This is a genomic window from Listeria sp. PSOL-1 (assembly GCF_902806445.1).
Lineage (GTDB): Bacteria > Bacillota > Bacilli > Lactobacillales > Listeriaceae > Listeria.
In genome coordinates this window covers 1-25,270 of sequence record NZ_LR760298.1, presented here as the reverse complement: position 1 = coordinate 25,270, position 25,270 = coordinate 1, and the positions used below count along the sequence as shown (strand labels likewise).

Genomic DNA, 25,270 nt, shown 5'->3' with positions numbered 1-25,270 from the left:
ACTAAAGCTTTACTGAGTTTTTAACCGATCACAACAGCAAAATGCTCAATATAATCACGCTTCATTTAAGCTTCAACAAAAATGCCTGTTGTTCTGGAGTCTTTTAAAACGGGCGGGTTAATCAACCTGCTCGGTGGTTGTTTCTTCTGGTTTCACAATATTAAAGGAATCATTTTGACCAGAGAAATCGTCATCATCCAAATCGCGCATTTCGATTTCTTCTTCTTCAGCAGATAGAATTTTCACATCCATACCTAAACTTTGAAGCTCTTTAATTAATACCTTGAAGGATTCCGGTACACCTGGTTTTGGTACACTGTCACCTTTAACGATCGATTCATAAGCTTTCACACGTCCTACAACATCATCAGACTTGATCGTTAGGATTTCTTGAAGTGTATAAGCAGCTCCATAGGCTTCTAATGCCCATACTTCCATTTCTCCAAAACGTTGTCCACCAAATTGGGCTTTACCACCAAGCGGTTGTTGTGTAACAAGCGAGTAAGGTCCAGTTGAGCGAGCATGGAGTTTGTCATCAACCATGTGCGCAAGTTTAATCATATACATAATGCCAACAGAAATACGATTATCAAACGGTTCACCTGTTCGTCCGTCGTAAAGTACTGTTTTCGCATCTCTTGCCATACCAGCTTCTTCTACAGTGCTCCATACGTCTTCTTCATTTGCTCCATCAAATACCGGTGTTGCGACATGAATGCCTAGTTTGCGAGCAGCCATTCCTAAGTGAAGCTCAAGTACTTGCCCAATATTCATCCGTGAAGGTACACCAAGAGGATTAAGCATAATATCAACTGGTGTTCCATCTGGCATAAATGGCATATCTTCTTCTGGTAAAATTCGAGAAATAACCCCTTTATTACCGTGACGTCCAGCCATTTTATCGCCTTCATGGATTTTACGTTTTTGAACAATATAAACACGAACTAATTGATTCACACCTGGTGGGAGCTCATCCCCTGCCTCACGTGTAAAGATTTTAACATCTAGAACAATGCCGCCACCACCGTGAGGAACACGTAGCGATGTATCGCGAACTTCGCGAGCTTTTTCACCAAAGATAGCGTGTAATAAGCGTTCTTCAGCAGTAAGTTCGGTTACCCCTTTAGGCGTTACTTTACCTACAAGTAGATCATTATCTTTAACTTCAGCTCCGATACGGATAATTCCACGTTCATCAAGATCACGTAAAGCATCTTCACCAACATTTGGAATATCACGTGTCATTTCTTCAGGTCCGAGTTTAGTGTCACGAGCTTCTGATTCAAACTCTTCAATATGAATCGAGGTATAAACGTCATCTTTTACAAGGCGTTCACTCATGATGATCGCATCCTCATAGTTATAACCATTCCAAGTCATGAAAGCAACCAGCACATTGCGTCCAAGCGCTAGCTCTCCTGAATCCATTGAGGGACCGTTACCAAGAATTTCTCCTTTGACAACACGATCGCCTTCAGAAACATTCGGACGTTGATTATAACAAGTCCCTTGGTTAGAGCGAACAAATTTACGCAATGTATATTTATCGATACCGCCTGTTACTTCTTTACCGTCAACAATAGAAATACGACGTACCCAAATTTCTTTTGCTTCAACATGTTCAACGATGCCGTCATGTTTAGCCGTAACCGCAGCTCCTGAATCTTTAGCAGAAACATGTTCCATACCAGTCCCAACAAATGGTGCTTCTGGGTGCATCAGTGGCACAGCTTGACGTTGCATGTTAGCTCCCATCAGAGCGCGGTTGGAGTCATCATTTTCTAAAAATGGAATACAGGCTGTTGCAACCGATACAACTTGTTTTGGTGAAACGTCCATGTAATCAATTCGTTCTTTTTCAACAGCTAAGTTTTCAGAACGGAAACGAGCCATGACTTCCCCTTCAGTAAAAGTACCATTTTCATCTAGTTTAGAGTTAGCCTGTGCGACAACATAATGATCCTCTTCATCGGCAGTTAGGTAGTCAATTTTATCCGTTACTTGATTTGTTTCCGGATCAACACGACGATATGGTGTTTCAATAAAGCCAAATTGATTTACTTTCGCAAAAGAAGAAAGCGAGTTGATCAAACCGATGTTTGGTCCTTCTGGCGTTTCAATTGGACACATTCGACCATAATGTGAGTAGTGAACATCACGAACTTCATAGCCAGCACGTTCACGAGTCAAACCACCAGGCCCAAGCGCAGATAAACGACGCTTATGCGTGAGTTCACTGAGTGGGTTGGACTGATCCATAAATTGTGATAACTGTGAGCTACCAAAAAACTCTTTGATCGAAGCGACAACTGGTCGGATATTAATTAATTGTTGTGGTGTAATTGTACTCACATCTTGGATTGACATCCGTTCTCGTACAACACGTTCCATCCGAGATAACCCAATTCGGAATTGATTTTGTAAAAGTTCTCCTACTGAGCGAAGACGACGATTACCAAGGTGATCAATATCATCCGTATCCCCTACACCATGTAGTAAATTAAAGAAATAACTGATAGATGAAACAATATCTGCTGGCGTAATATGCTTTACAGTCTCGTCAATATAAGCATTGCCAATCACATTGATTTCTTTTTCTGGATCATCGGGTGTATAAATTTTGATTGATTGGACAACAACGTTATCCTCTAGTACGCCATCATTTGGACGCAGCGTACGGAAACCTACGCCATTCTCTAGATTGGGGATGATTTGATCTAGGTTACGGCGATCTAAAATATCACCTTTTGTAGCTATAATTTCACCTGTTTCAGGATCAACTAGCGTTTCAGCTAATATTTGGTTAAACAGGCGATTTTTTAAGTGTAATTTCTTATTGATTTTATATCGGCCTACGTTAGCTAAATCATAGCGCTTTGGATCGAAAAAGCGAGATATTAACAAGCTACGTGCATTTTCAACGGTTGGTGGCTCACCTGGGCGAAGTCGTTCATAGATTTCAAGAAGGGCTTTATCTGCGTTATCTGTATTATCTTTTTCTAGCGTATTGCGCAGATAATCATTGTCCCCGATTAAATCTAAAATCTCTTGGTCAGAGCCAAATCCGAGTGCACGCAAAAGAACAGTAACCGGTAATTTACGTGTGCGATCAATACGAACATGAACAACATCTTTCGCATCTGTTTCATATTCTAACCAAGCGCCACGATTTGGGATGACTGTGGAGCCGAAGCCCTTTTTACCATTTTTATCGACTTTGTTATTAAAATAAACTCCTGGAGAACGTACCAATTGGGAAACGATAACACGTTCTGCACCATTAATGATAAATGTCCCCATTTCGGTCATAAGTGGGAAATCGCCCATGAATACTTCTTGATCTTTTACTTCACCGGTCTCCTTATTAACCAGGCGCAATTTAACACGTAAAGGAGCCGCATAGTTTGCATCACGGTTTTTAGATTCTTCTACTGAGTATTTTGGTTCACCTAAATCATAGTCAATAAATTCTAAAGATAAATTCCCAGCAAAATCTTCAATTGGAGAAATATCACGGAACATTTCACGCAAACCTTGATCCAAAAACCACTGATAAGAAGCTGTTTGGATTTCAATCAGGTTTGGTAGCTCTAACACTTCACTAATACGCGCAAAACTTCTACGTTTACGGTGTCTGCCGTATTCTACAACATGTCCTGACAAACTCTTCACCCCACAAAATATTTTAAAATTTATAAGCACACTTTTCCTTCATGCAGTTCGAAAAAAACAGAGGAACCTCCCGCACCCGGAGCTTAAGTCAATTAGCTTAAGCAGCGTTCATCAAAAGTTTCCGTCTGCTTCTTAAGTCTTGAGTGTCCAAACACAAAACTGCGCAAAAAGAAGCGGAACTTGTGAAAATCATCTATATCACTTTTTAGACAAAAATAAAGCGGATTTCATGTTTCCTGAAACTCTTTAGAAATTTTTCTTAAAAGTATCAGTGCAAACTGGAAAAATAGTCCATTTCGCATACTGAAAGCCACCATTCAATCGTTCATTATTTTGCCGTAATCACTTGCAAACACTTCATTTCTTGTTAGAAAGAAAAGTGGTATAGATTCTTTTGGCATTATACTATAGTACAATAACTTAAAGGAGAAGTCAAACAAAAAGCGAGCCTAATTATTGCTTTTCCGCTTCACTTATGCTTTTATGCTTTTTAGAATGTAGTACCCTTTAACTTTCCGTACAACTTCAGCATTTCCAAAAACCTCTTCCATTTTCTTCATTGCAGAAGGAGCACCCTGTTTCTTTTGAATAACAATCCATAATTCCCCATTTGGAGATAAATGATCATATGCACCAGCTAAAATTGCATGAACCACTTCTTTTCCGGCACGAATTGGTGGATTACTCACTATCGCCTGGTACGCTTTTTTAGAAACATTTTCATAAATCGAACTAGAGAATGCTGAAATATTCTTAATTTGATTTATCACTGCATTTTCTTTTGTCAATTCAAGCGCACGCAAATTTACATCCACCATATCAACCTGGCTTGTTGGACAAGCTTTGGCAATGGCAAGACCGATCGGCCCGTAACCACAACCTACATCGAGAATAAAAGAATCTTCTTTTGACATATGAAATGTTTCGATTAATACTTTCGAGCCAAAATCCACAGTGTTTTTTGAGAAAACGCCATTATCGCTAATAAAAGTTAGTTCATGTCCACGAAGCGTGTATCGCCAACTTTTTCGTTGGTGCATAAGCTTATCGTTATTTGTATAATAATGATTATTGGTCATTTAAATCACCTACTCGTTTTTCTTTTATTTTAACATAAAAAAGCCTGCAACCTATCACTAGGTTACAAGCTTTTATAGAACAGAAATTATTTAACTTCGACGTTAGCGCCAACTTCTTCAAGTTTGCCTTTGATTTCTTCAGCTTCTTCTTTAGAAACGCCTTCTTTAAGTGGTTTTGGAGCGTTATCTACAAGTTCTTTAGCTTCTTTCAAGCCAAGACCAGTGATTTCACGTACCACTTTGATAACCTTGATTTTAGAATCGCCAGCAGAAGCTAGTTCTACTGTAAATTCAGTTTGTTCAGCAGCTGCTGCAGCACCTGCTCCACCAGCTGCAGCTACAGGAGCTGCAGCAGTTACGCCAAATTCTTCTTCAATCGCTTTTACAAGATCGTTAAGTTCTACAATTGTTGCTTCTTTAATTTCAGCAATAATGTTTTCAATATTTAAAGCCATTTTAAAATTCCTCCATTAATATTATAATTTTTTAGTTTAAGCTTCTTGTTCAGTTTTTTGATCAGCAACCGCTTTGGTTACTAGAGCTAGGTTACGGACTGGAGCTTGAAGTGCACTGCATACCATAGATAGCAAGCCTTCGCGTGATGGAAGAGTTGCAATAGCTTTAACTTCTTCAAGAGAAGAAACAGTTCCTTCAATGATCCCTGCTTTAATTTCAAGTGCTTCATGATCTTTAGCAAAATCGTTCAAAATCTTAGCAGGTGCAACAACGTCTTCATTACTGAAGGCAATCGCATTTGGTCCAGTGAAAACTTCATCAAGACCATCGAAGTTTTTTTCAGCAGCGGCACGGCGCATCAAGCTATTTTTGTAAACTTTAAAATCAATTCCTGCTTCACGTAATTGTTTACGTAACTCAGTAATCTCAGCAACGTTAAGACCACGGTAGTCCACGATAACTGTTGATACACTGTTTGTAAGTTTTTCTGTAATTTCGTTAACGACGCTTTGTTTCGCTTCAATAATTTTACTCATTCTTTACACCTCCGTCCAAATCAATGTCTAAATCAAACAAAAGAAAAACCTCTACGCACGTAGACACGCGTAAGAGGCTAGCTGAATGAAAAACATTCAAAAGAAAATCCTCGGCGGGTAAAATTAAGCGATAAATCGCACCAGCTGTCTACGGTTAGGATATTTAATTTGTTTTCAACTGTTTAAGTTTATCAAACAGCTTTTCATCCGTCAAGCTTTAATTATGAGCTAGTTGGATCTACTGCAATACCAGGGCCAAAAGTAGTTGTTATTGTAAGATGTTTTACGTAAGTTCCTTTAGCTGCAGCAGGTTTTGCTTTTTGAAGCACATCATTTATTACACGGAAGTTTTCAAGTAGTTTAGACGTTTCAAAAGAAACTTTACCAATTGGTGTATGGATATTTCCAGCTTTATCAACGCGATATTCTACTTTACCAGCTTTAATTTCATTTACTGCTTTTGTTACGTCCATTGTTACAGTTCCTGTTTTAGGATTTGGCATTAAGCCTTTTGGTCCAAGAACACGACCTAGCTTACCAACTTCTCCCATCATATCAGGAGTTGCAACGATTACGTCAAAATCAAACCAGCCTTTGCTAATTTTTTCAACATATTCCGCATCGCCAACATAATCAGCACCAGCTGCTTCAGCCTCTTTTGCTTTATCACCTTTAGCGAATACGAGAACGCGCTGAGTTTTACCAGTTCCGCCTGGTAGTACTACAGCACCACGGATTTGTTGATCCGCTTTTTTAGGGTCAACGCCAAGACGAAATGCTACTTCAACAGTGGCATCGAATTTAGCGGAATCAATTTTTTTAGCAAGTTCAATCGCTTCTTCAACTGGATATGCTTTTGACAGATCCACTTGCTTCAAAGCTTCTTGATACTTTTTACCTTTCTTAGCCATTTCTTTTCCTCCTTATTGTTCAAAATTACCGAATTACTCTTCGATGGTGATTCCCATAGAACGAGCAGTACCTTCAACCATACGCATTGCAGATTCAACATTCGCTGCGTTTAAATCAGGCATTTTGGTTTCAGCAATTTCCTGTACTTGAGCACGAGTTACAGATGCAACTTTGTTACGGTTAGGTTCACCAGATCCTTTTTCCACTTTTGCTGCTTTTTTAAGTAAAACTGCTGCTGGTGGAGTTTTAGTGATGAACGTAAACGAACGGTCTTCAAATACAGTGATCACAACAGGGATAATAAGACCAGCTTGATCTGCTGTACGAGCGTTAAACTCTTTACAGAATCCCATGATATTAACACCAGCTTGACCGAGTGCCGGTCCTACTGGAGGTGCAGGATTTGCTTTACCTGCTGGAATTTGAAGCTTAACTAATTTAATAACTTTTTTAGCCACGAGACATACCTCCTTAAGTCCGTGCTGTGGTTAATGGGGATCAGTATTTCCCCTCCCACGGAAAAACAAACGCTTTAAATAAGCGCACTTAATAATGATATCATTTTACTTCTAATTTTGCAAGTATACTACAGATGGATTTCGCTTTAAAAAATATCGCAAATTCCTATGATAAACTGACTTTTATAGCTTTTCAATCTGATTAAAATCAACTTCTACTGGAGTTTCACGACCAAACATATTGACCATGACTTTGGCTTTTCCTTTATCAAGGTCTATTTCGTCTACTTTACCAGAGTACTCAGCAAATGGTCCTTCTTTAACCATCACTGTTTCCCCGATTTCAAAATCAGCTTCAATTGCTTTTTCCATCATACCCATGCTCTTCAAGATACGATCTGCTTCTTCTGGAAGTAATGGGGTTGGTTTTGAACCTGAACCTGCTGAACCAACAAATCCAGTAACACCAGGAGTATTACGTACAACATACCAAGAATCATCTGTCATGATAATTTCAACAAGTACATAACCAGGGAAAACTTTGCGTTTAATTGTTTTTGTTTTACCATTTTTCACTTCTGTTTCTTCTTCTTCCGGCACAATGACACGAAAAATTTTATCAGACATCCCCATTGATTCAACACGTTTTTCAAGGTTATCTTTTACTTTATTTTCATAGCCGGAATATGTGTGAACAGCGTACCAATTCTTTTCCATTTCACGTTTGGCGACAAATAAAATGGCCGCCTTCCCTCCTTTATACTTATGATTTTCCAAAATAAAAAACCCGGGAACACTCGGGTTTCATAGACAAGCACTATTATACCATTATTTTTCTTAATTGCCCAGTTTTAAAACATATTGAACAAGTTGCTCAATACCAAAGTCAAGCACCATAAAGAATACAGCAAACAAGATAACAGTAATAACAACCGTTACAGTATAAGTAGCTAACTCTTTACGCGTTGGCCATGTAACTTTACGCATTTCAGATGTCACATTTTTAAAAAAACGTGAAATTGCTGCCATGATAAAACCTCCAATAATTATTTCGTTTCGCGATGTAAAGTATGTTTATTGCAACGCCGACAAAATTTCTTCACTTCAAGCCGGACTTGTCTTGTAGAACTCGTAACACTGATAGAATAATTTCTTGAACCGCACTCAGAACAGGCGAGGGACGCTTTCTTTTTCATATTTATTCAACTCCCTACGCGATCTATTAAGAAGAATTTGCATCTACTCTAATATACCATCAGTAGTTTTTAGAGTCAAACCTTTTTTGTTGCGTTTTTGACAAATTCAGTCTTCTTGCCTTAGCTCTTTTACCATTTTTCGCTTTACGCGTTGTAATGCATTATCAATTGCTTTTTCCTTAACCTGAAAATATGCTGCCATTTCAAAATAACTTTTGCCTTCTAAATATTGCTGTAAAACTTCTTTTTCAAAAGGGCTTGTCACTTCTTTTAATCTGGATGCGATCTGTATGAGACCCTCATTTTTGATTAAAAAGTCTTCTGGTGTTTCAGCTCCTTCTTCAGAAATAACATCAATTAGCGTCCAATCTAGTGTATCATCATCCGTCATCTTCGTATCAAGTGAAATCGAATGGTTGAGCGCAAAGTTCTTTTTCCGAGTTGAGCGTTTTACAGCAGAAAGCAATTGACGATTAATGCAAATTTCAGCAAAAGATTTAAATGAAGCTTCTTTTTCAGGATTAAAATCACGAATTGCTTTAAAAAGACCGATCATAGCTTCTTGAATTAAATCGTCACGTTCCGCCCCTTGCAAAAAGTATTGTGTGGATTTCCAGTAAATAATAGGTTGATATTTAGAAAAAAAATATTCTAGCGCTTCCGTATCGCCATGTCTTGCCAAATCTAGCTTACTGAGATCGACACCTTGTTCGCTTGCATTCTTATTTTCCAATGATTGTCTCTCTCCTCCACTCTGAATTTTTGGAAGCATACTTAATTAGTTGCTTTATTATACAAAGGCGAAGAGCCATCGTCAATCTTTATTTTTCACCTCTTCGCCACTTTTCTAACTGCAATAAAGTCACAGAATCTAAATTCAGCTTTGATTTTGGCATTTTTTCTTGGATTTGTTTCATTTCTTGGCTAATAGAACGGGACATTTCTTGAATTTCAAATAATAACTCACGGGAAGAAATTCGCAAAGCACCCTGACCAAAAATCGCCCACTGTTCCGTATAATCGCTTGTTGCTACAATGATTTGCGTTTCAGCATTTTTCCATTCAATGGCTTTTTGTTCGATGTATTCATCAGCCGTCTCATCTTCTTTTGTAAAGATGATATCGACTTTATTCTTGGTTTCTTCACGCCCTTTCCCCCGAACATATTGTGCGTCAAAAACAATGACAACCTTGTAACCAGTATAACTTTGATATTCACCAAGGCTTGCAATTAGGCTATCACGCGCAGCTTCCAAATCATATTCTTTAAGCTTACTTAATTCTGGCCATGAACCTATCACATTATACCCATCCACCAAAAAAATATGCTTGCGCTTCATCCATTAGCCCCCCAGCGAAAACCTTTTTCGATAAACTTCATAAAGAAGCAGTCCCGCCGCAACAGATGCATTAAGCGATGTCACTTGCCCAACCATTGGCAAATGAACAAGAAAGTCACATTTTTCCCGGACTAATCGACTCATCCCACGACCTTCACTCCCGATGACAAGTGCAAGTGGCAAGGTTGCATCCATTGTCCGATAATCCTCTCTTCCTTTGGCATCTGTTCCAAAAATCCAAACTCCACGTTTTTTTAAATCTTCTATTGTGCGACTAATATTTGTGACACGAACAACTGGAACATATTCGATAGCCCCAGTTGAGGCTTTAGCAACTGTTTGTGTTAAACTAACTGATCTCCGCTTTGGAATAATAATCCCATGAGCACCCACCGCATTAACCGTTCGCATAATCGAACCTAAGTTATGCGGATCCTCTAACTCGTCTAAAATCACAAAAAAAGGTTGTTCATTTTTCTCCTCTGCTTGATGAAAGAGATGTTCAAGCTCAAAATATTTGTAAGCAGCTATTTGGGCGGCCACACCTTGATGTGCACCTGTTACAACTTGGTCAATTTTTGCTTTAGGAACAAAGCGAATTTCAATTTTATTTTCTTTAGCAAGCGAAATAATTTGTTGCATTACGCCATTTTTTGAGCCCTCTGCGATATAAATTTTATGAATATCACGCTTGGAGCGTAATACCTCAAGGATTGGGTTGCGTCCACCTATCCACTCCTGCTCCTTTTCCATCAATTTTTCAGCTCGCCTTCTTCAATAATTTGGATTGCTTTTTCAAACCATTCATTTAAACGCACATGTTCCCCACCCAAATAAAGGTAGCCAACCACTGCTTCAAATGCGGTTGCCAAATTGTACGTCGATATATCTGTGTTTTTGGGCACTGTATAACTTTTTGAATTACGCCCTCTTTTTAAAACGCTCTCTTCTTCCTCTGTGATAAAGCCTTCTGTCATTAATGTCCTTACTACAAGTGCTTGGCCTTTTGCAGACACATACTTTGTTGCACTTTTGTGGAGTTGATTAGGTTTAGTTTTTCCTAAAACTAGCAAGTGCTTGCGAACGTATACTTCATAAATCGCGTCTCCCATATATGCTAAAGCTAGGCCATTTAGTTGTTTATAATCTTTTACTTCAACCATCTATCAGCCTCTTCTCCAACGCGTGCCATGAGCTGTATCTTCTAAAACGATATCTTTTTCTTTTAATAAATCACGAATTTCATCTGCACGAGCAAAATTATGTTCACTTTTTGCAATCTGGCGCTCTTCAATTAGAGCATTGACCGTATCATCTGCTAATCTCATTGAATCACTGTCCTCTAATTTTAATCCAAGTACCTCAGCAAATAAACTCATCATACTTAAAAATTCGCGTAAAACCTGAATAGAAACCCATTCACTTGCTAAATAAATATTAGCACGCTTTGCTAGCTCATAAAAAGCAGTAATTGCATTAGCTGTGTTAAAATCATCATCCATTTCGTCTTCAAATTGTTGCTTTAATTCGATGAGCTGTTCAAGTAGATTTTCTTGCTCCTCTTCATTATAATAATCTTCCTCAGCCCGCTCAATACGGTAATTAATATTTTGATAAGCTGTTTTTAAACGCTCTAAACCATTTTTCGCATCTTCTAACGTTGCCTCACTTAGCGAAATTGGACGGCGATAATGCACTGATAGCATAAAAAAGCGAATAACATTGGCATCATGCTCTTTTAACAGATCATGTAATGTAATAAAATTTCCAAGTGATTTTGACATTTTTTCTCCATCAATATTTAAAAAGCCATTATGCATCCAATAATTAGCAAAAGTTTTTCCCGTGAGTGCCTCTGATTGAGCAATTTCATCTTCATGATGAGGAAAGATTAAGTCTTGTCCTCCTGCATGAATATCGATTGTATCTCCTAAGTATCTCCTAGCAAGTGTAGAACATTCAATATGCCATCCGGGACGCCCATTTCCCCAAGGACTTTCCCAATAAATCTCACCTGGCTTCGCTGCCTTCCATAAAGTGAAATCCAGCTCATCTTGTTTGCGTTCACTCGTTTCTACGCGCTTTCCATGCTGTAATTCGGAAATAGGTTGATGTGAAAGCTTACCATAATCAGTGAATTTTTTTGATCGAAAATAGACATCTCCCTCTGATTGGTAAGCAAAACCGCTCTTTTCTAAAGCAGAAATAAAAGCAATGATTTCATCCATGTTTTCAGTTACACGTGGATTAATCGAAGCTTTTGCAACATTTAACTGATCAACATCATCAAAATAAGCGCCAATAAACCGACTAGCAACCTCTGGCACAGTCAGTTTTAATTCATCTGCAGCTTGAATCAATTTGTCATCTACATCAGTAAAATTCGAAACAAATTTTACTTCATAGCCACGGTAAGTTAAGTACCTTCTAACAGTATCAAAGACGATAATAGGTCGTGCATTTCCAATATGGATATAGTTATAAACCGTGGGGCCGCATACATACATTTTTACTTTCCCACTTTCAAGCGGCTTAAATAATTCTTTTTCCCGTGTTAAAGTATTATAGATTTGTAGTGACATCTTTAGCTCTCTCCTTTTTCTAATTTGGTAATTTTATTTTCAAGCATTCTTATTCTTTCAATTAATTGATCCATATTTGGCTCAGCATGCCCTACAGTTCGCCCGTTTAAACGAACAACTTTAGCAGGAACGCCAACAACTGTTGCCCCTGGTGGAACATCTTGTAAAACAACGGCTCCTGCTCCCACTTTAGCATCCATCCCAACCTTGATTGGACCAAGCACCTTTGCACCTGTAGAGATCATAACGCCATCATTGATTGTTGGATGCCTTTTACCTTTATGTTTCCCTGTGTCACCCAATGTTACACCATGAAACAAGACAACATCATCACCAATTTTCACAGTCTCCCCAATCACAATCCCCGCACCGTGATCAATAAAAAGACGCTTGCCAACAACCGCACCAGGATGAATCTCAATATTCGTCAAAAAACGGGCAACTTGAGCAATGATTTTACTGACCAAAACCAACTTCTTTTTATATAAAAAATGTGTTATTCGGTGCATCCAAATCGCATGCAGCCCTGGATTAGTAAAAAAAGCATCCCAAAAACCTTGTGTCGCTGGATCATTTTTAATAATGACCGCAATATCTTCATTCATTCTCTTCCTCACTTTGTTTAGCCTCCTTTACTAAATAAACAGCAAAACAAAAAGACGCCTCTAAAACAGAGACGCCTTGCGCGGTTCCACTCTGATTGAGTTTTTTAAAACTCCACCTCAAAATACGAGAATAACGTCTCGTGGACCGTTTAGTGATACTTAAATTTCACACTAAAGCTCAAGGAGGCATTTCAGAAATAATTCACTAAGCAGCTTCCAGCAAATTACTGCTCTCTCTATAAATCAAGTTATTTCTTACTTCTTCCTGTCAACGCTTTACATCATTTTATTACTTTTATTATATCAGCAAAATAATTATTCGCAACTACTATTCAATTTGCTAACCAGTTTTTCAAGCGTTCCAGCACCTTTTCTCGACCAAGTACTTCTATTGCAAGCGGTAACTCTGGTCCGTGCATTTCACCTGTTGTAACAACACGAATTGGCATGAAAAGAGCTTTTCCTTTGACTCCTGTTTCTTTTTGAACACGTTTAATGGCAGCTTTAATTTCATCAGCTACAAATATTTCTATAGCCTCAGCTTCTTTTTTGAAAGCATCAATGACAACCGGCACAGTTTCAACATCTAGAATCGCTTTTTCCTCGTCATTATAAGAAAGTGAATCCGCATCAGCGAAAAACATTTCTGATAAACCAACAATTTCTGCACCATAACTCATTTGTTCATGGTAAAGCGAAATCAGTTTATGGATCCAATCAAGTTCAGTTTCACTTGGTTCATTTGAGACAACACCAGCTTTTTGTAAATGTGATAAACTAAGCGCTACAACATCGTTAAGTGGAAGTTTCTTTACGTATTGGTTATTTACCCAGGTTAATTTTTGTTTATCAAATAATGCTGGTGATTTAGACAAACGTTTTTCATCAAAGATTTTAATTAATTCTTCTTTAGAAAAAATCTCTTCCTCGCCTTCTGGAGACCAACCGAGCATCGCAATAAAGTTAAATAATGCTTCTGGCAAGTAGCCTAAATCATGGTATTGCTCGATAAATTGAATGATCGAGCCATCGCGCTTACTCAATTTCCGACGACTTTCATTTACAATCAATGTCATATGCCCAAATTGAGGAGCTTCCCAACCGAATGCTTGATAAATCATTAATTGTTTCGGTGTGTTAGAAATATGATCGTCCCCGCGCAATACATGTGTTATCTCCATAAGATGATCATCTACAGCCACCGCAAAGTTATATGTCGGTACCCCGTCTTTTTTCAAAATAACAAAATCGCCGATGCCATTCGAATCAAACGAAACTTCATCTTTCACCATATCATAGAAGGCAAACGTTTCATCAGCTGGGACTTTAAAGCGAATACTTGGCCTTAAGCCTTTTGCTTCTTTTTCTGCTTGTTCTTCCTTTGTTAAGTGGCGGCACTTCCCACTATATCGAGGCATTTCACCGCGGGCTTTTTGAGCCTCACGTTCAGCATCTAATTCTTCTTCTGTACAGTAACATTTATAAACCATATCTTTTGATAGCAATTCTTCAATTAATGGCAGATAAATAGGCTGGCGTTCAGACTGACGATATGGTCCATATGTACCTGGCTTATCAACGCCTTCATCCCAGTCAATTCCAAGCCATTTTAAATTGGCAAGTTGGCTTTCTTCGCCACCTTCAATATTGCGCTTGGCATCTGTATCTTCAATCCGGATAATAAAATCTCCACCGTTATGCCTTGCAAATAAATAATTAAATAAAGCTGTACGAGCATTTCCAATATGCAAAAAACCAGTTGGACTCGGTGCATAACGCACACGCACTCTTTTATTATCAGTCAAAACTCTTCACTCCTCGTTTATTTTTCAAGTAATACTACTGCTAAACTTGTAATGCCTTCTCCTCGACCAACAAAACCCATTTTTTCAGAAGTCGTTGCTTTTACATTTATTTGTTCACTTGAAGCATGCAAAAGTTCAGCAATTCTTTTTTTCATGTCCTCAATATAAGGGGCCATTTTGGGCTTCTCAGCAAGAATTGTACAATCTATATTTCCCAATCGATAACCTTCTTTTTCAACTTCTTGCCACACTTGGGACAATAACTCTGCGGAATTAGCATCTTTATAAGCAACATCTGTATCTGGAAAAAAGTAACCAATATCCCTTTTACCAGTTGCACCGATGACAGCATCTGTTACTGCGTGTAGTAAAACATCTGCATCACTATGGCCAAGCAAACCTTTTTCATAAGGAATGGTTATTCCACCGATAATTAGTGATCGACCTTCAATCAATTGATGCGTATCATACCCCTGTCCGATTCTGATCATCATTTACGTCCTCCATGCTTTCTATTATCGCTTTTGCAATTGGTATATCCTCAGGTGTTGTCAATTTAATATTATAATAACTACCTTCGACAATCTGGATAGGAAGATTTAATCTTTCAACTAGACTGGATTCATCTGTTCCGACAAAATGATCTACCACTGCTTTTTCATGAGCTTTTTGTAAAATTTGGAGTTCAAAGGCTTGAGGTGTTTGGACTTGCCAAAGGTGATCGCGATTAATGGTTTCCTTAACAACACCATCTGCCATACGCTTGATTGTATCCTTCACTTTCACTGCACAAATGGCTGCTTTTTGCTCTGTAACACCCACTAGCAAACGATCGATAATTTGTTGGGATACAAATGGACGTGCACCATCATGAACCAAGACAACTGACTCAGCACCACAATGCTTTAATCCATTAGCCACACTATGCTGTCTTTCGGTTCCTCCAGCAATAAATAGGATAGATTTATTTTGTATATCAAGTTTTTGAATTAGCTGCTTAGCTTGTTCAATCTCTTCTTCATGGCATACAATCACAATATGAGTGCACCTTTTATCAGATAAGAAAGGAAGGAGAGCATGCGCAAAAACGGGTTTATCTAAAAGATTTAACCATATTTTGTTTTTTTTAGCATTCATTCGCTTACCTTGCCCTGCTACTAGAAAAATTAATTCATAATTCATTATACGTACTTCCAATCATTAAACAGGCTTAGCAAAAATCATTCTGCCAGCTGAAGTTTGAAGAACACTTGTTACTTCAACATCAATAATTTCATTAATAAATTTACGTCCCTCGTCAACAACGATCATTGTACCATCGTCTAAATAAGCGATACCTTGATTATGTTCCTTGCCATCTTTTACAACAAAAACATTCATTGTTTCACCTGGTAAAACTACGGGTTTTACAGCATTAGCTAAATCATTAATATTTAATACCGCTACATTTTGAAATTCTGCAACTTTATTTAAATTATAATCATTGGTTACTACTTTACCACCTGTTACTTTCGCTAATTTTACTAGCTTGCTATCCACTTCATTAATATCATCGAAATCACCTTCATACATCTCGACTTGAATACCTTCTTCTTTTTGAATTCGATTTAAAATATCTAATCCTCTTCGCCCGCGTGTTCTTTTTAACGTGTCTGAAGAATCAGCAATATGCTGTAACTCAGCTAATACAAAGAGTGGAATTACAATCGTTCCACTTAAAAAACCAGTTGTCAAAATATCAGCAATGCGACCATCAATTATAACACTTGTATCAAGAATTTTATAGCTCGTATCTTCACTTTTTTGTTCGCTGAGGGCTTTTTTTCGTGCTGTTCGGTTAAATAACAACCCCCAATCGTTACGTCTTCTGCTACCAACTTGAAAACCTAAATAGCCTAACACTAATGTTAATAAAATGGGGACAACCGAATTAATAATTGGAATCTTTGTTTGGCTAAAAGCATTCCCTGCAAAAAAAGCAATGACTAAACCAGCAATAAGGCCTATTCCGCCATAAACAAGTGTTACACTTGAAATTTTTGTTAACCTTTCCTCAGACCAATTAAGTGCGGCTTCAATATATTTCACCGCCCAAAAAGTAATAAAATAAAATATAAGTGCACCAATCAAAGCATTGATATAGGGATTAGCGATTAACAAAACATGGTTTAAATGAAGTTTCATCCATATTGATGGTAAGACAAACACTCCTGTAGTTCCACCAAGTAGTAAAAAGCATACTCGAATCATCCATACAAGCATTTCTTGTCCTCCTTTCATAAACTAATATAAAGTTTATTTTAACATTGCAATGACGTTATCAGCAAATAGAATCTTTATGTCATTTTTGGAAGAGCTTGTTTTAGTGCAGCAACAATCGTATCTACAGGCATGATTGTCACACCTTTTGGAATATCCCAGCTCCCTTGGTTATTAGCAGGAATAAAAATCCGCTTAAAACCTAACTTAGCTGCTTCTTTCACGCGCTCTTCAATGCGCGAAACTCTGCGAATCTCACCAGTTAAGCCGAGTTCACCGATAAAGCAGTCTGTGTTACTGGTTGGTTTATCATGATAACTTGAAGCAATACTAATTGCAACTGCCAAATCCACAGCTGGTTCGTCTAATTTGACGCCTCCTGCTGCCTTTAAATAAGCATCCTGGTTTTGCAATAACAAGCCTACTCGCTTTTCTAATACAGCCATAATTAGCGAGACTTTATTATGGTCCAAACCAGTAGCCATTCGCTTAGCATTACCAAACATTGTGGGAGAAACGAGTGCCTGGATTTCTACTAAAACAGGGCGTGTTCCTTCCATCGACGCAACAACTGTAGATCCAGAAGCATCCTGTAGCCTTTCTTCAAGAAAAACCTCAGAAGGGTTAACTACTTCAACGAGCCCAATATCTCGCATTTCAAAAATTCCAATCTCATTTGTAGACCCAAAACGATTCTTTACTGCTCGTAAAATACGATAAGCATGATGTTTTTCCCCTTCAAAATATAGGACAGTATCCACCATATGTTCAAGAAGCCTAGGTCCCGCTATTGCACCTTCTTTTGTTACATGGCCAACGATAAAGATAGTAATATTTTGCATTTTTGCAATTCGCATAAGTGCTGCTGTAGATTCACGTACTTGTGAAACGCTTCCCGCTGCGCTTGTAACGTCTGGATGATAAATCGTTTGAATCGAATCAATAATCACCAAATCCGGCTTAATAAAGTTAATTGTTTCTTGAATATCATCTAAGTTCGTCTCAGCATAAAGATATAGATGTTCTCCTGAAACTCGTAAGCGTTCTGCACGAAGCTTAGTTTGTTTAACAGATTCTTCACCTGAAATATAGAGTACTTTTTTTCCAGAGAGTGTTAACTCAGCAGAAACTTGTAGTAGCAAAGTGGATTTTCCGATTCCTGGATCTCCTCCAACAAGTACTAGTGACCCTTCTACTACTCCGCCACCTAAAACACGATTTAACTCTGGCATTTTTGTCTGAATTCGTTTCTCTGATTCGCTTGTTACATCGGTAATTCGCATTGCCTTAGAAGGTTCATCTGTATGATGAAAAGACGTTCTTGTCTTTTTAGAAGGTGCTAATGCCTCTACCATCTGATTCCACTCGCCACAATTTGGGCACTTTCCCATCCATTTAGGTGATTCATAACCACAAGAGTTACAGACGAATTTTGTTGCTCGTTTTGCCATAAAATAGTGTCCCCCCTTTCGCTTTTATTTATTTTAACACAGATCATACGTTCTGTTTAGCATTCTAAGTAAAGTTTCTTTTTTAAGCTGATTATAAACATTTCGCGTAAAAAAAGAGTCTGGGGGCATAAACAAAATAAATCGGCGACAAGCGCTCGTATTGAAGGAGTTTGCCAGACTTCCGGATCTCACGCACAGCCTCGCACGTTCCGTTTCCGGTTTGTGGCAAACTCCTTCAGTACAAACACTTTTGCTCGATTTATCGTGTTCGACATATAGGACCTATGCTCTACTTTTTTAAAATCGTGTTTTCTTAAAGAATAGAGCTAAATTGCATTATATCCCCGACTCATTTAGCATTTTATTTTATACTTTCTTTTTTACGAATAGAATTATTTTTTTTACGAACCTCAAGCTCACCATCTTTCACGCCGATTTCTACTTTGTCACCGACTTTAATGGCTCCACGTAACAATTCTTCAGAAAGACGATCTTCAATATTTTTTTGAATCGCACGCTTAAGTGGACGCGCACCATATTCAGGATCATACCCATCTTTTACGATTTTCGCTTTGGCTCCTTCAGTTAATTTAACATGAATATCGCGTTCGAGAAGACGACTAGTAAGTTGTCTTGTAAGGAGCGTCACAATTTTCTTCAATTCCTTTTCAGAAAGTGAATGAAAGACAATCGTTTCATCAATTCGATTGATAAATTCTGGACGGAATGTTTGTTTTAGTTCTTGTAAAACACGATGTTCCATGGCTTTATGATCTTTTGTTAAATCAGTAGCGTTAAAACCGACTGATTTGTCTTGCGTCATTTCTTGTGCTCCAACGTTTGATGTCATAATAATTACGGTATTACGAAAATCAACTACACGGCCTTTAGAATCTGTCAAACGTCCATCATCAAGGACTTGAAGTAGCATATTAAACACATCAGGATGCGCTTTTTCAATTTCATCAAGTAAAATAACAGAATACGGATTTTGACGTACCTTCTCGGTTAGCTGACCGCCCTCTTCATAACCGACATATCCAGGAGGAGAACCAACTAAGCGGGCAGTAGAAAATTTCTCCATGTACTCTGACATATCAACACGAATCATTGCTTTTTCATCATCAAACATTGCTTCTGCTAAAGCTCTAGCTAGCTCTGTTTTACCAACACCAGTTGGACCAAGGAAAATAAAAGAACCTATAGGGCGTTTTGGATCTTTAAGTCCTGCTCTCGCACGTCTAACTGCTAATGCAACAGCTTTAACGGCTTCATCTTGTCCGATCACACGTTCATGTAATATTTTTTCCATATTTAAAAGTCTATTCGTTTCGGTTTCTGCAAGTTTGGTAACAGGAATGCCAGTCCAGCTTGCAACGACTTCAGCAATTATATCTTCCGTTACCTGACTGTTATCCGCTCCTTGTTGCTCTTTCCAGTTCGTTTTCTTCTTTTCTAAAACTTTTTTTAATTTTTGCTCGGTATCACGAAGAGAAGCAGCTTTCTCAAATTCTTGACCTTGGACAGCGGCATCTTTTTCTTTTCTAAGTTCGGTTAATTTATCTTCCATTTCTTTTAGGTTAGATGGCGTTGTATAAGCTTTTAGACGCACTTTTGAGCCTGCTTCATCAATCACATCAATCGCCTTATCCGGTAAAAATCGGTCGGAAATATAGCGGTCAGACAGCCTTACAGCAGCTTCTAAGGCCTCATCTGTGATTGCTACGCGATGGTGTGCTTCATAACGATCTCGTAAGCCTCGTAAAATTTGGATAGATTCTTCTGTTGTCGGCTCGGCTACTTTAATAGGTTGGAAACGTCTTTCTAAAGCAGCATCTTTTTCGATATATTTACGATATTCATCAAGTGTAGTTGCACCAATACATTGCAGTTCTCCACGAGCTAGAGGTGGTTTTAAAATATTTGATGCATCGATTGCTCCTTCTGCTCCGCCAGCACCAATCAATGTATGCAACTCATCAATAAATAAAATTACATTTCCTGCTTGTCTAATTTCATCCATAACTTTTTTTAAACGATCTTCAAACTCGCCACGATACTTAGTCCCAGCAACAACCGTACCCATATCAAGTGTCATAACACGTTTGTTACGTAACATTTCAGGTACTTCGCCTCGAATAATTTGTTGTGCTAAACCTTCAGCAATAGCAGTTTTACCAACACCAGGTTCACCAATTAAAACAGGGTTATTTTTAGTACGTCTACTTAATACTTCAATTACACGTTGAATTTCTTTTCCACGCCCGATAACAGGGTCTAAGTTTTCCTCACGTGCAATGACTGTTAAATCACGAGCTAGACTGTCTAAAGTAGGGGTTGCTTGTGTATTTGTTTGTCTCCCAGCGCTTGTACCTTCACCGCTTCCAAGTAATTGCAATACCTGCTGGCGTGCCTTATTTAAACTGACACCAAGGTTACTCAATACACGTGCAGCAATACCTTCACCTTCGCGTATTAAACCAAGAAGTATGTGCTCGGTTCCTACATAAGTATGACCTAACTTACGTGCTTCATCCATAGATAATTCAATTACTTTTTTAGCGCGGGGGGTATATTGTATTGTGGTTACAGGAATTTCGCCCTCTCCAATTAAAGATTCTACTTCTTCCTGTAACTTTTCAGTATCGATTCCTAATTCATATAAAGCTTTTGCAGCAATACCTTCGCCTTCGTTTACTAAACCGAGTAAGATATGTTCTGTTCCTAGGTTACTATGGTTAAGGCGCATAGCCTCTTCTTGTGATAATGCGAGAACTTTCTGTGCTCTTTGTGTAAATCGTCCAAACATCATTGTTGTTTTCCTCCTTTTACCTATGAATGTAAAGCAAAAATGACTTCTACTACATTTTTATTCATATAGGCAACTCTTCTTGCATAATAATTTGTTTAACAGGTTATGTCAAATTTTGTAAAATTTGTTCTTTATGACATTCAATTAGAAACCTGAAAACGTTGAATAAGATTGTATCTTTTATTTCTTACCACAAAATAGAGCTTTTAATCCATCTGTTTTAAAGAATTTAATCATATTTTAAAGCGACTAACATTGCTTCAAGTATTCTACCACGTAAAATATCACGATCAGGAAGCGGCAATATTAAAACCTCGCGATCCAAAGCAGCTAGCATTAACCTCGCTTCTTTTTTACTGATGACTTGTTCCTCAAGCAAACGAAGTAATACATCTTCTGAAAAAACTTGTGAAACTTTTTTGCCGTGTACCATTGAAATAATAGCTTCTAAAAGCTGTAACTTGTCACTCATTTTCACTTTAATAATTCGAATATATCCTCCGCCTCCGCGTTTACTTTCCACAATATAACCACGTTCCATTGTAAATCTTGTATTAATTACATAATTTATTTGTGATGGGACACATTCAAATTTATTAGCGATTTCACTTCTTTTAATTTCAACAGCCTCGCTTGACTCTAATACTTGCTTTAAATAAGCCTCAATGATGTCAGAAATATTCCTCATCACATAGAGCTCCTTTCACTTGACTTTGACTAATTTTGACTTTAATTATACTAGAAAAGCAAACTAAATTGCAATAGATTGGCTTATAAATAAAAAAGCATTTACACTTAAAAAAGTGCAAATGCTTTACTCAACAGCCCGGCAGCGACCTACTCTCACAGGGGGAAGCCCCCCACTACCATCGGCGCAGAGAAGCTTAACTACCGTGTTCGGGATGGGAACGGGTGTGACCTTCTCGCCATTGCTACCAGACTTATTCATTGAAAGATGATTCTTTCAAAACTAGATAAAAAGGGTGATTAAACCTGACTCCAAGAGTCTTTTTTAAGGATAAGTCCTCGATCGATTAGTATTTGTCCGCTCCATATGTCGCCATACTTCCACTCCAAACCTATCTACCTGATCTTCTTTCAGGGATCTTACTTTCTTTCGAAATGGGAAATCTCATCTCGAGGGGGGCTTCACGCTTAGATGCTTTCAGCGTTTATCCCGTCCGCACATAGCTACCCAGCGATGCTCCTGGCGGAACAACTGGTACACCAGCGGTGCGTCCATCCCGGTCCTCTCGTACTAAGGACAGCTCCTCTCAAATTTCCTGCGCCCGCGACGGATAGGGACCGAACTGTCTCACGACGTTCTGAACCCAGCTCGCGTGCCGCTTTAATGGGCGAACAGCCCAACCCTTGGGACCGACTACAGCCCCAGGATGCGACGAGCCGACATCGAGGTGCCAAACCTCCCCGTCGATGTGGACTCTTGGGGGAGATAAGCCTGTTATCCCCGGGGTAGCTTTTATCCGTTGAGCGATGGCCCTTCCATGCGGTACCACCGGATCACTAAGCCCGACTTTCGTCCCTGCTCGACTTGTCAGTCTCGCAGTCAAGCTCCCTTGTGCCTTTACACTCTGCGAATGATTTCCATCCATTCTGAGGGAACCTTTGGGCGCCTCCGTTACTCTTTAGGAGGCGACCGCCCCAGTCAAACTGCCCACCTGACACTGTCTCCCCACACGCTAAGTGTGGCGGGTTAGAATGGTCATACAGCAGGGGTAGTATCCCACCATTGCCTCCTCGCACGCTGGCGCGCGCGGCTCTTTGGCTCCTACCTATCCTGTACAAGCTGTACAAACATTCCATATCAGGTTGCAGTAAAGCTCCACGGGGTCTTTCCGTCCTGTCGCGGGTAACCTGCATCTTCACAGGTACTATAATTTCACCGAGTCTCTCGTTGAGACAGTGCCCAGATCGTTGCGCCTTTCGTGCGGGTCGGAACTTACCCGACAAGGAATTTCGCTACCTTAGGACCGTTATAGTTACGGCCGCCGTTTACTGGGGCTTCAATTCGCACCTTCGCTTACGCTAAGCGCTCCTCTTAACCTTCCAGCACCGGGCAGGCGTCAGCCCCTATACGTCACCTTACGGTTTTGCAGAGACCTGTGTTTTTGCTAAACAGTCGCCTGGGCCTATTCACTGCGGCTCTCTCGGGCTTTCACCCTATCAGAGCACCCCTTCTCCCGAAGTTACGGGGTCATTTTGCCGAGTTCCTTAACGAGAGTTCTCTCGCTCACCTTAGGATTCTCTCCTCATCTACCTGTGTCGGTTTGCGGTACGGGCCGCTCTACTCTTCCTAGAGGCTTTTCTTGACAGCGTGAAATCAGGAACTTCCGTACTTTAATTTCCTTCCCCATCACAGCTCATGCTTCGTAAGAAGCGGATTTGCCTACTTCTTACACTCACTGCTTGGACGCACCTTTCCATCTGTGCGCTTCCTTATCCTTCTGTGTCACCCCTTCGGTCAAACAAATAGCGCGGGTACAGGAATCTCCACCTGTTGTCCATCGCCTACGCCTATCGGCCTCGGCTTAGGTCCCGACTAACCCTGAGCGGACGAGCCTTCCTCAGGAAACCTTAGATATTCGGTGGAAGGGATTCTCACCCTTCTTTCGCTACTCATACCGGCATTCTCACTTCTAAGCGCTCCACCAGTCCTTTCGGTCTGGCTTCTCTGCCCTTAGAACGCTCTCCTACCACGAACATCTTACGATGTTCATCCACAGTTTCGGTAATACGTTTAGCCCCGGTACATTTTCGGCGCGGGGTCACTCGACCAGTGAGCTATTACGCACTCTTTCAATGGTGGCTGCTTCTAAGCCAACATCCTGGTTGTCTAAGCAACCCCACATCCTTTTCCACTTAACGTATATTTGGGGACCTTAACTGGTGGTCTGGGCTGTTTCCCTTTCGACTACGGATCTTATCACTCGCAGTCTGACTCCCGAAGATAAGTCAATGGCATTCGGAGTTTATCTGAATTCGGTAACCCGAGAGGGGCCCCTAGTCCAAACAGTGCTCTACCTCCATGACTCTCTACTTCGAGGCTAGCCCTAAAGCTATTTCGGAGAGAACCAGCTATCTCCAAGTTCGATTGGAATTTCTCCGCTACCCACACCTCATCCCCGCACTTTTCAACGTGCGTGGGTTCGGACCTCCAGTAAGTATTACCTTACCTTCATCCTGGACATGGGTAGATCACCTGGTTTCGGGTCTACGACCTGTTACTCTTTCGCCCTATTCAGACTCGCTTTCGCTACGGCTCCGCTTTTTCCACTTAACCTTGCAACAAATCGTAACTCGCCGGTTCATTCTACAAAAGGCACGCTATCACCCATTAACGGGCTCTAACTACTTGTAGGCACACGGTTTCAGGTACTCTTTCACTCCCCTTCCGGGGTGCTTTTCACCTTTCCCTCACGGTACTGGTTCACTATCGGTCACTAGGGAGTATTTAGCCTTGGGAGATGGTCCTCCCAGATTCCGACGGAATTTCACGTGTTCCGCCGTACTCAGGATCCACTCTAGAGAGAAGCACATTTCAACTACCGGGCTGTTACCGTCTCTGGCGGGCCTTTCCAGACCGCTTCGTCTATCTCCTTCTTTTCTTACTCCGTATTTGAGTGTCCTACAACCCCAAGAAGCAAGCTTCTTGGTTTGGGCTCTTTCCGTTTCGCTCGCCGCTACTCAGGAAATCGATTTTTCTTTCTCTTCCTCCAGGTACTTAGATGTTTCAGTTCCCTGGGTCTGCCTTTCTTTTGCTATGTATTCACAAAAGAATCCTATCTGACAAAAGATAGGGGGTTCCCCCATTCGGAAATCTCTGGATCAATGCTTACGTACAGCTCCCCAAAGCATATCGGCGTTAGTCCCGTCCTTCTTCGGCTCCTAGTGCCAAGGCATCCACCGTGCGCCCTTTCTAACTTAACCTTATTTCTTTCCTTATAAATAAGGAAAGGCATGTTCTTTGATCTGCGATGATCAAAGAAGGTTCATGCTTTATTTTGACTCGGTGTCTTGGTTTACACAAACCAATGGTTTGTGTGGTTTTCACTTTACTTTTTATCTAGTTTTCAAAGAACAATCTTT

22 protein-coding genes, 2 rRNA genes and 2 other annotated features are annotated in these 25,270 nt (G+C 39.7%); all 24 genes read right to left on the bottom strand.

Features of this window, described 5'->3' with window-relative positions; translation table 11 throughout:
* Positions 1-117 precede the first annotated feature (117 nt).
* Complete coding sequence (gene rpoB, locus G6Q10_RS00120; RefSeq protein WP_163651669.1) at positions 118-3,672, bottom strand: DNA-directed RNA polymerase subunit beta; 3,555 nt, start codon at positions 3,670-3,672, stop codon at positions 118-120.
* Between the two features lie 473 nt (positions 3,673-4,145).
* Positions 4,146-4,751 (bottom strand): class I SAM-dependent methyltransferase, encoded by a 606-nt coding sequence (locus G6Q10_RS00115; protein WP_163651668.1) that lies wholly within the window; start codon positions 4,749-4,751, stop codon positions 4,146-4,148.
* Between the two features lie 86 nt (positions 4,752-4,837).
* Complete coding sequence (rplL, locus tag G6Q10_RS00110; RefSeq protein ID WP_163651667.1) at positions 4,838-5,206, bottom strand: 50S ribosomal protein L7/L12; 369 nt, start codon at positions 5,204-5,206, stop codon at positions 4,838-4,840.
* Positions 5,207-5,242: 36 nt separating this feature from the next.
* The gene (rplJ, locus tag G6Q10_RS00105) at positions 5,243-5,743 is read right to left on the bottom strand and encodes a 50S ribosomal protein L10 (RefSeq protein ID WP_163651666.1); all 501 of its coding nucleotides are present in this window, start codon (positions 5,741-5,743) and stop codon (positions 5,243-5,245) included.
* Positions 5,744-5,776: 33 nt separating this feature from the next.
* Positions 5,777-5,915 (bottom strand) — a sequence feature (ribosomal protein L10 leader region).
* A gap of 49 nt (positions 5,916-5,964) precedes the next feature.
* On the bottom strand, positions 5,965-6,654 hold the full coding sequence (gene rplA / locus G6Q10_RS00100) for a 50S ribosomal protein L1 (RefSeq protein WP_163651665.1): 690 nt from the start codon (positions 6,652-6,654) through the stop codon (positions 5,965-5,967).
* A gap of 33 nt (positions 6,655-6,687) precedes the next feature.
* Positions 6,688-7,113 (bottom strand): 50S ribosomal protein L11, encoded by a 426-nt coding sequence (gene rplK / locus G6Q10_RS00095; protein WP_163651664.1) that lies wholly within the window; start codon positions 7,111-7,113, stop codon positions 6,688-6,690.
* A 183-nt stretch (positions 7,114-7,296) separates the two neighbouring features.
* Positions 7,297-7,830 carry a transcription termination/antitermination protein NusG gene (gene nusG / locus G6Q10_RS00090; protein ID WP_163655635.1) on the bottom strand — a complete coding sequence of 178 codons (534 nt, stop codon included), beginning with the start codon at positions 7,828-7,830 and terminating at the stop codon, positions 7,297-7,299.
* 120 nt (positions 7,831-7,950) lie between these two features.
* Positions 7,951-8,142, bottom strand: coding sequence for a preprotein translocase subunit SecE (gene secE, locus G6Q10_RS00085; protein WP_163651663.1), 192 nt, complete (start codon positions 8,140-8,142; stop codon positions 7,951-7,953).
* Positions 8,143-8,159: 17 nt separating this feature from the next.
* Entirely contained in the window at positions 8,160-8,309 is a 150-nt protein-coding gene (gene rpmG, locus G6Q10_RS00080; RefSeq protein ID WP_163651662.1) for a 50S ribosomal protein L33, read from the bottom strand.
* Between the two features lie 106 nt (positions 8,310-8,415).
* Complete coding sequence (locus G6Q10_RS00075) at positions 8,416-9,042, bottom strand: RNA polymerase factor sigma-70 (protein ID WP_232057771.1); 627 nt, start codon at positions 9,040-9,042, stop codon at positions 8,416-8,418.
* An 88-nt stretch (positions 9,043-9,130) separates the two neighbouring features.
* Positions 9,131-9,649: an NYN domain-containing protein gene (locus G6Q10_RS00070; protein WP_163651660.1), complete on the bottom strand. Its 519-nt coding sequence runs from the start codon at positions 9,647-9,649 to the stop codon at positions 9,131-9,133.
* Between the two features lie 3 nt (positions 9,650-9,652).
* The gene (rlmB, locus tag G6Q10_RS00065) at positions 9,653-10,402 is read right to left on the bottom strand and encodes a 23S rRNA (guanosine(2251)-2'-O)-methyltransferase RlmB (protein WP_163655634.1); all 750 of its coding nucleotides are present in this window, start codon (positions 10,400-10,402) and stop codon (positions 9,653-9,655) included.
* Entirely contained in the window at positions 10,402-10,812 is a 411-nt protein-coding gene (locus G6Q10_RS00060; RefSeq protein ID WP_163651659.1) for a Mini-ribonuclease 3, read from the bottom strand. Before G6Q10_RS00060 ends, rlmB begins: the two co-directional genes overlap by 1 nt.
* Before the next feature lie 3 nt (positions 10,813-10,815).
* Positions 10,816-12,231: a cysteine--tRNA ligase gene (cysS, locus tag G6Q10_RS00055; protein WP_163651658.1), complete on the bottom strand. Its 1,416-nt coding sequence runs from the start codon at positions 12,229-12,231 to the stop codon at positions 10,816-10,818.
* Positions 12,232-12,233: 2 nt separating this feature from the next.
* Positions 12,234-12,836 (bottom strand): serine O-acetyltransferase EpsC, encoded by a 603-nt coding sequence (epsC, locus tag G6Q10_RS00050; protein ID WP_370519534.1) that lies wholly within the window; start codon positions 12,834-12,836, stop codon positions 12,234-12,236.
* 64 nt (positions 12,837-12,900) lie between these two features.
* Positions 12,901-13,117 (bottom strand) — a binding site (T-box leader).
* Positions 13,118-13,168: 51 nt separating this feature from the next.
* Entirely contained in the window at positions 13,169-14,641 is a 1,473-nt protein-coding gene (gene gltX / locus G6Q10_RS00045) for a glutamate--tRNA ligase (RefSeq protein ID WP_163651656.1), read from the bottom strand.
* 17 nt (positions 14,642-14,658) lie between these two features.
* On the bottom strand, positions 14,659-15,132 hold the full coding sequence (gene ispF / locus G6Q10_RS00040) for a 2-C-methyl-D-erythritol 2,4-cyclodiphosphate synthase (RefSeq protein WP_163655632.1): 474 nt from the start codon (positions 15,130-15,132) through the stop codon (positions 14,659-14,661).
* Positions 15,107-15,823 (bottom strand): 2-C-methyl-D-erythritol 4-phosphate cytidylyltransferase, encoded by a 717-nt coding sequence (ispD, locus tag G6Q10_RS00035; protein WP_163651655.1) that lies wholly within the window; start codon positions 15,821-15,823, stop codon positions 15,107-15,109. Before ispD ends, ispF begins: the two co-directional genes overlap by 26 nt.
* An 18-nt stretch (positions 15,824-15,841) precedes the next feature.
* Complete coding sequence (locus G6Q10_RS00030) at positions 15,842-16,903, bottom strand: PIN/TRAM domain-containing protein (protein WP_163651653.1); 1,062 nt, start codon at positions 16,901-16,903, stop codon at positions 15,842-15,844.
* A gap of 74 nt (positions 16,904-16,977) precedes the next feature.
* Entirely contained in the window at positions 16,978-18,351 is a 1,374-nt protein-coding gene (radA, locus tag G6Q10_RS00025) for a DNA repair protein RadA (RefSeq protein WP_163651651.1), read from the bottom strand.
* 361 nt (positions 18,352-18,712) lie between these two features.
* Positions 18,713-21,163 (bottom strand): ATP-dependent Clp protease ATP-binding subunit, encoded by a 2,451-nt coding sequence (locus tag G6Q10_RS00020; RefSeq protein ID WP_163651649.1) that lies wholly within the window; start codon positions 21,161-21,163, stop codon positions 18,713-18,715.
* A 229-nt stretch (positions 21,164-21,392) separates the two neighbouring features.
* Positions 21,393-21,851, bottom strand: coding sequence for a CtsR family transcriptional regulator (locus G6Q10_RS00015; protein ID WP_163651647.1), 459 nt, complete (start codon positions 21,849-21,851; stop codon positions 21,393-21,395).
* A 136-nt stretch (positions 21,852-21,987) separates the two neighbouring features.
* Positions 21,988-22,103, bottom strand: a 5S ribosomal RNA gene (gene rrf / locus G6Q10_RS00010).
* A 74-nt stretch (positions 22,104-22,177) separates the two neighbouring features.
* A 23S ribosomal RNA gene (locus G6Q10_RS00005) occupies positions 22,178-25,111 on the bottom strand.
* Positions 25,112-25,270: the final 159 nt, after the last annotated feature.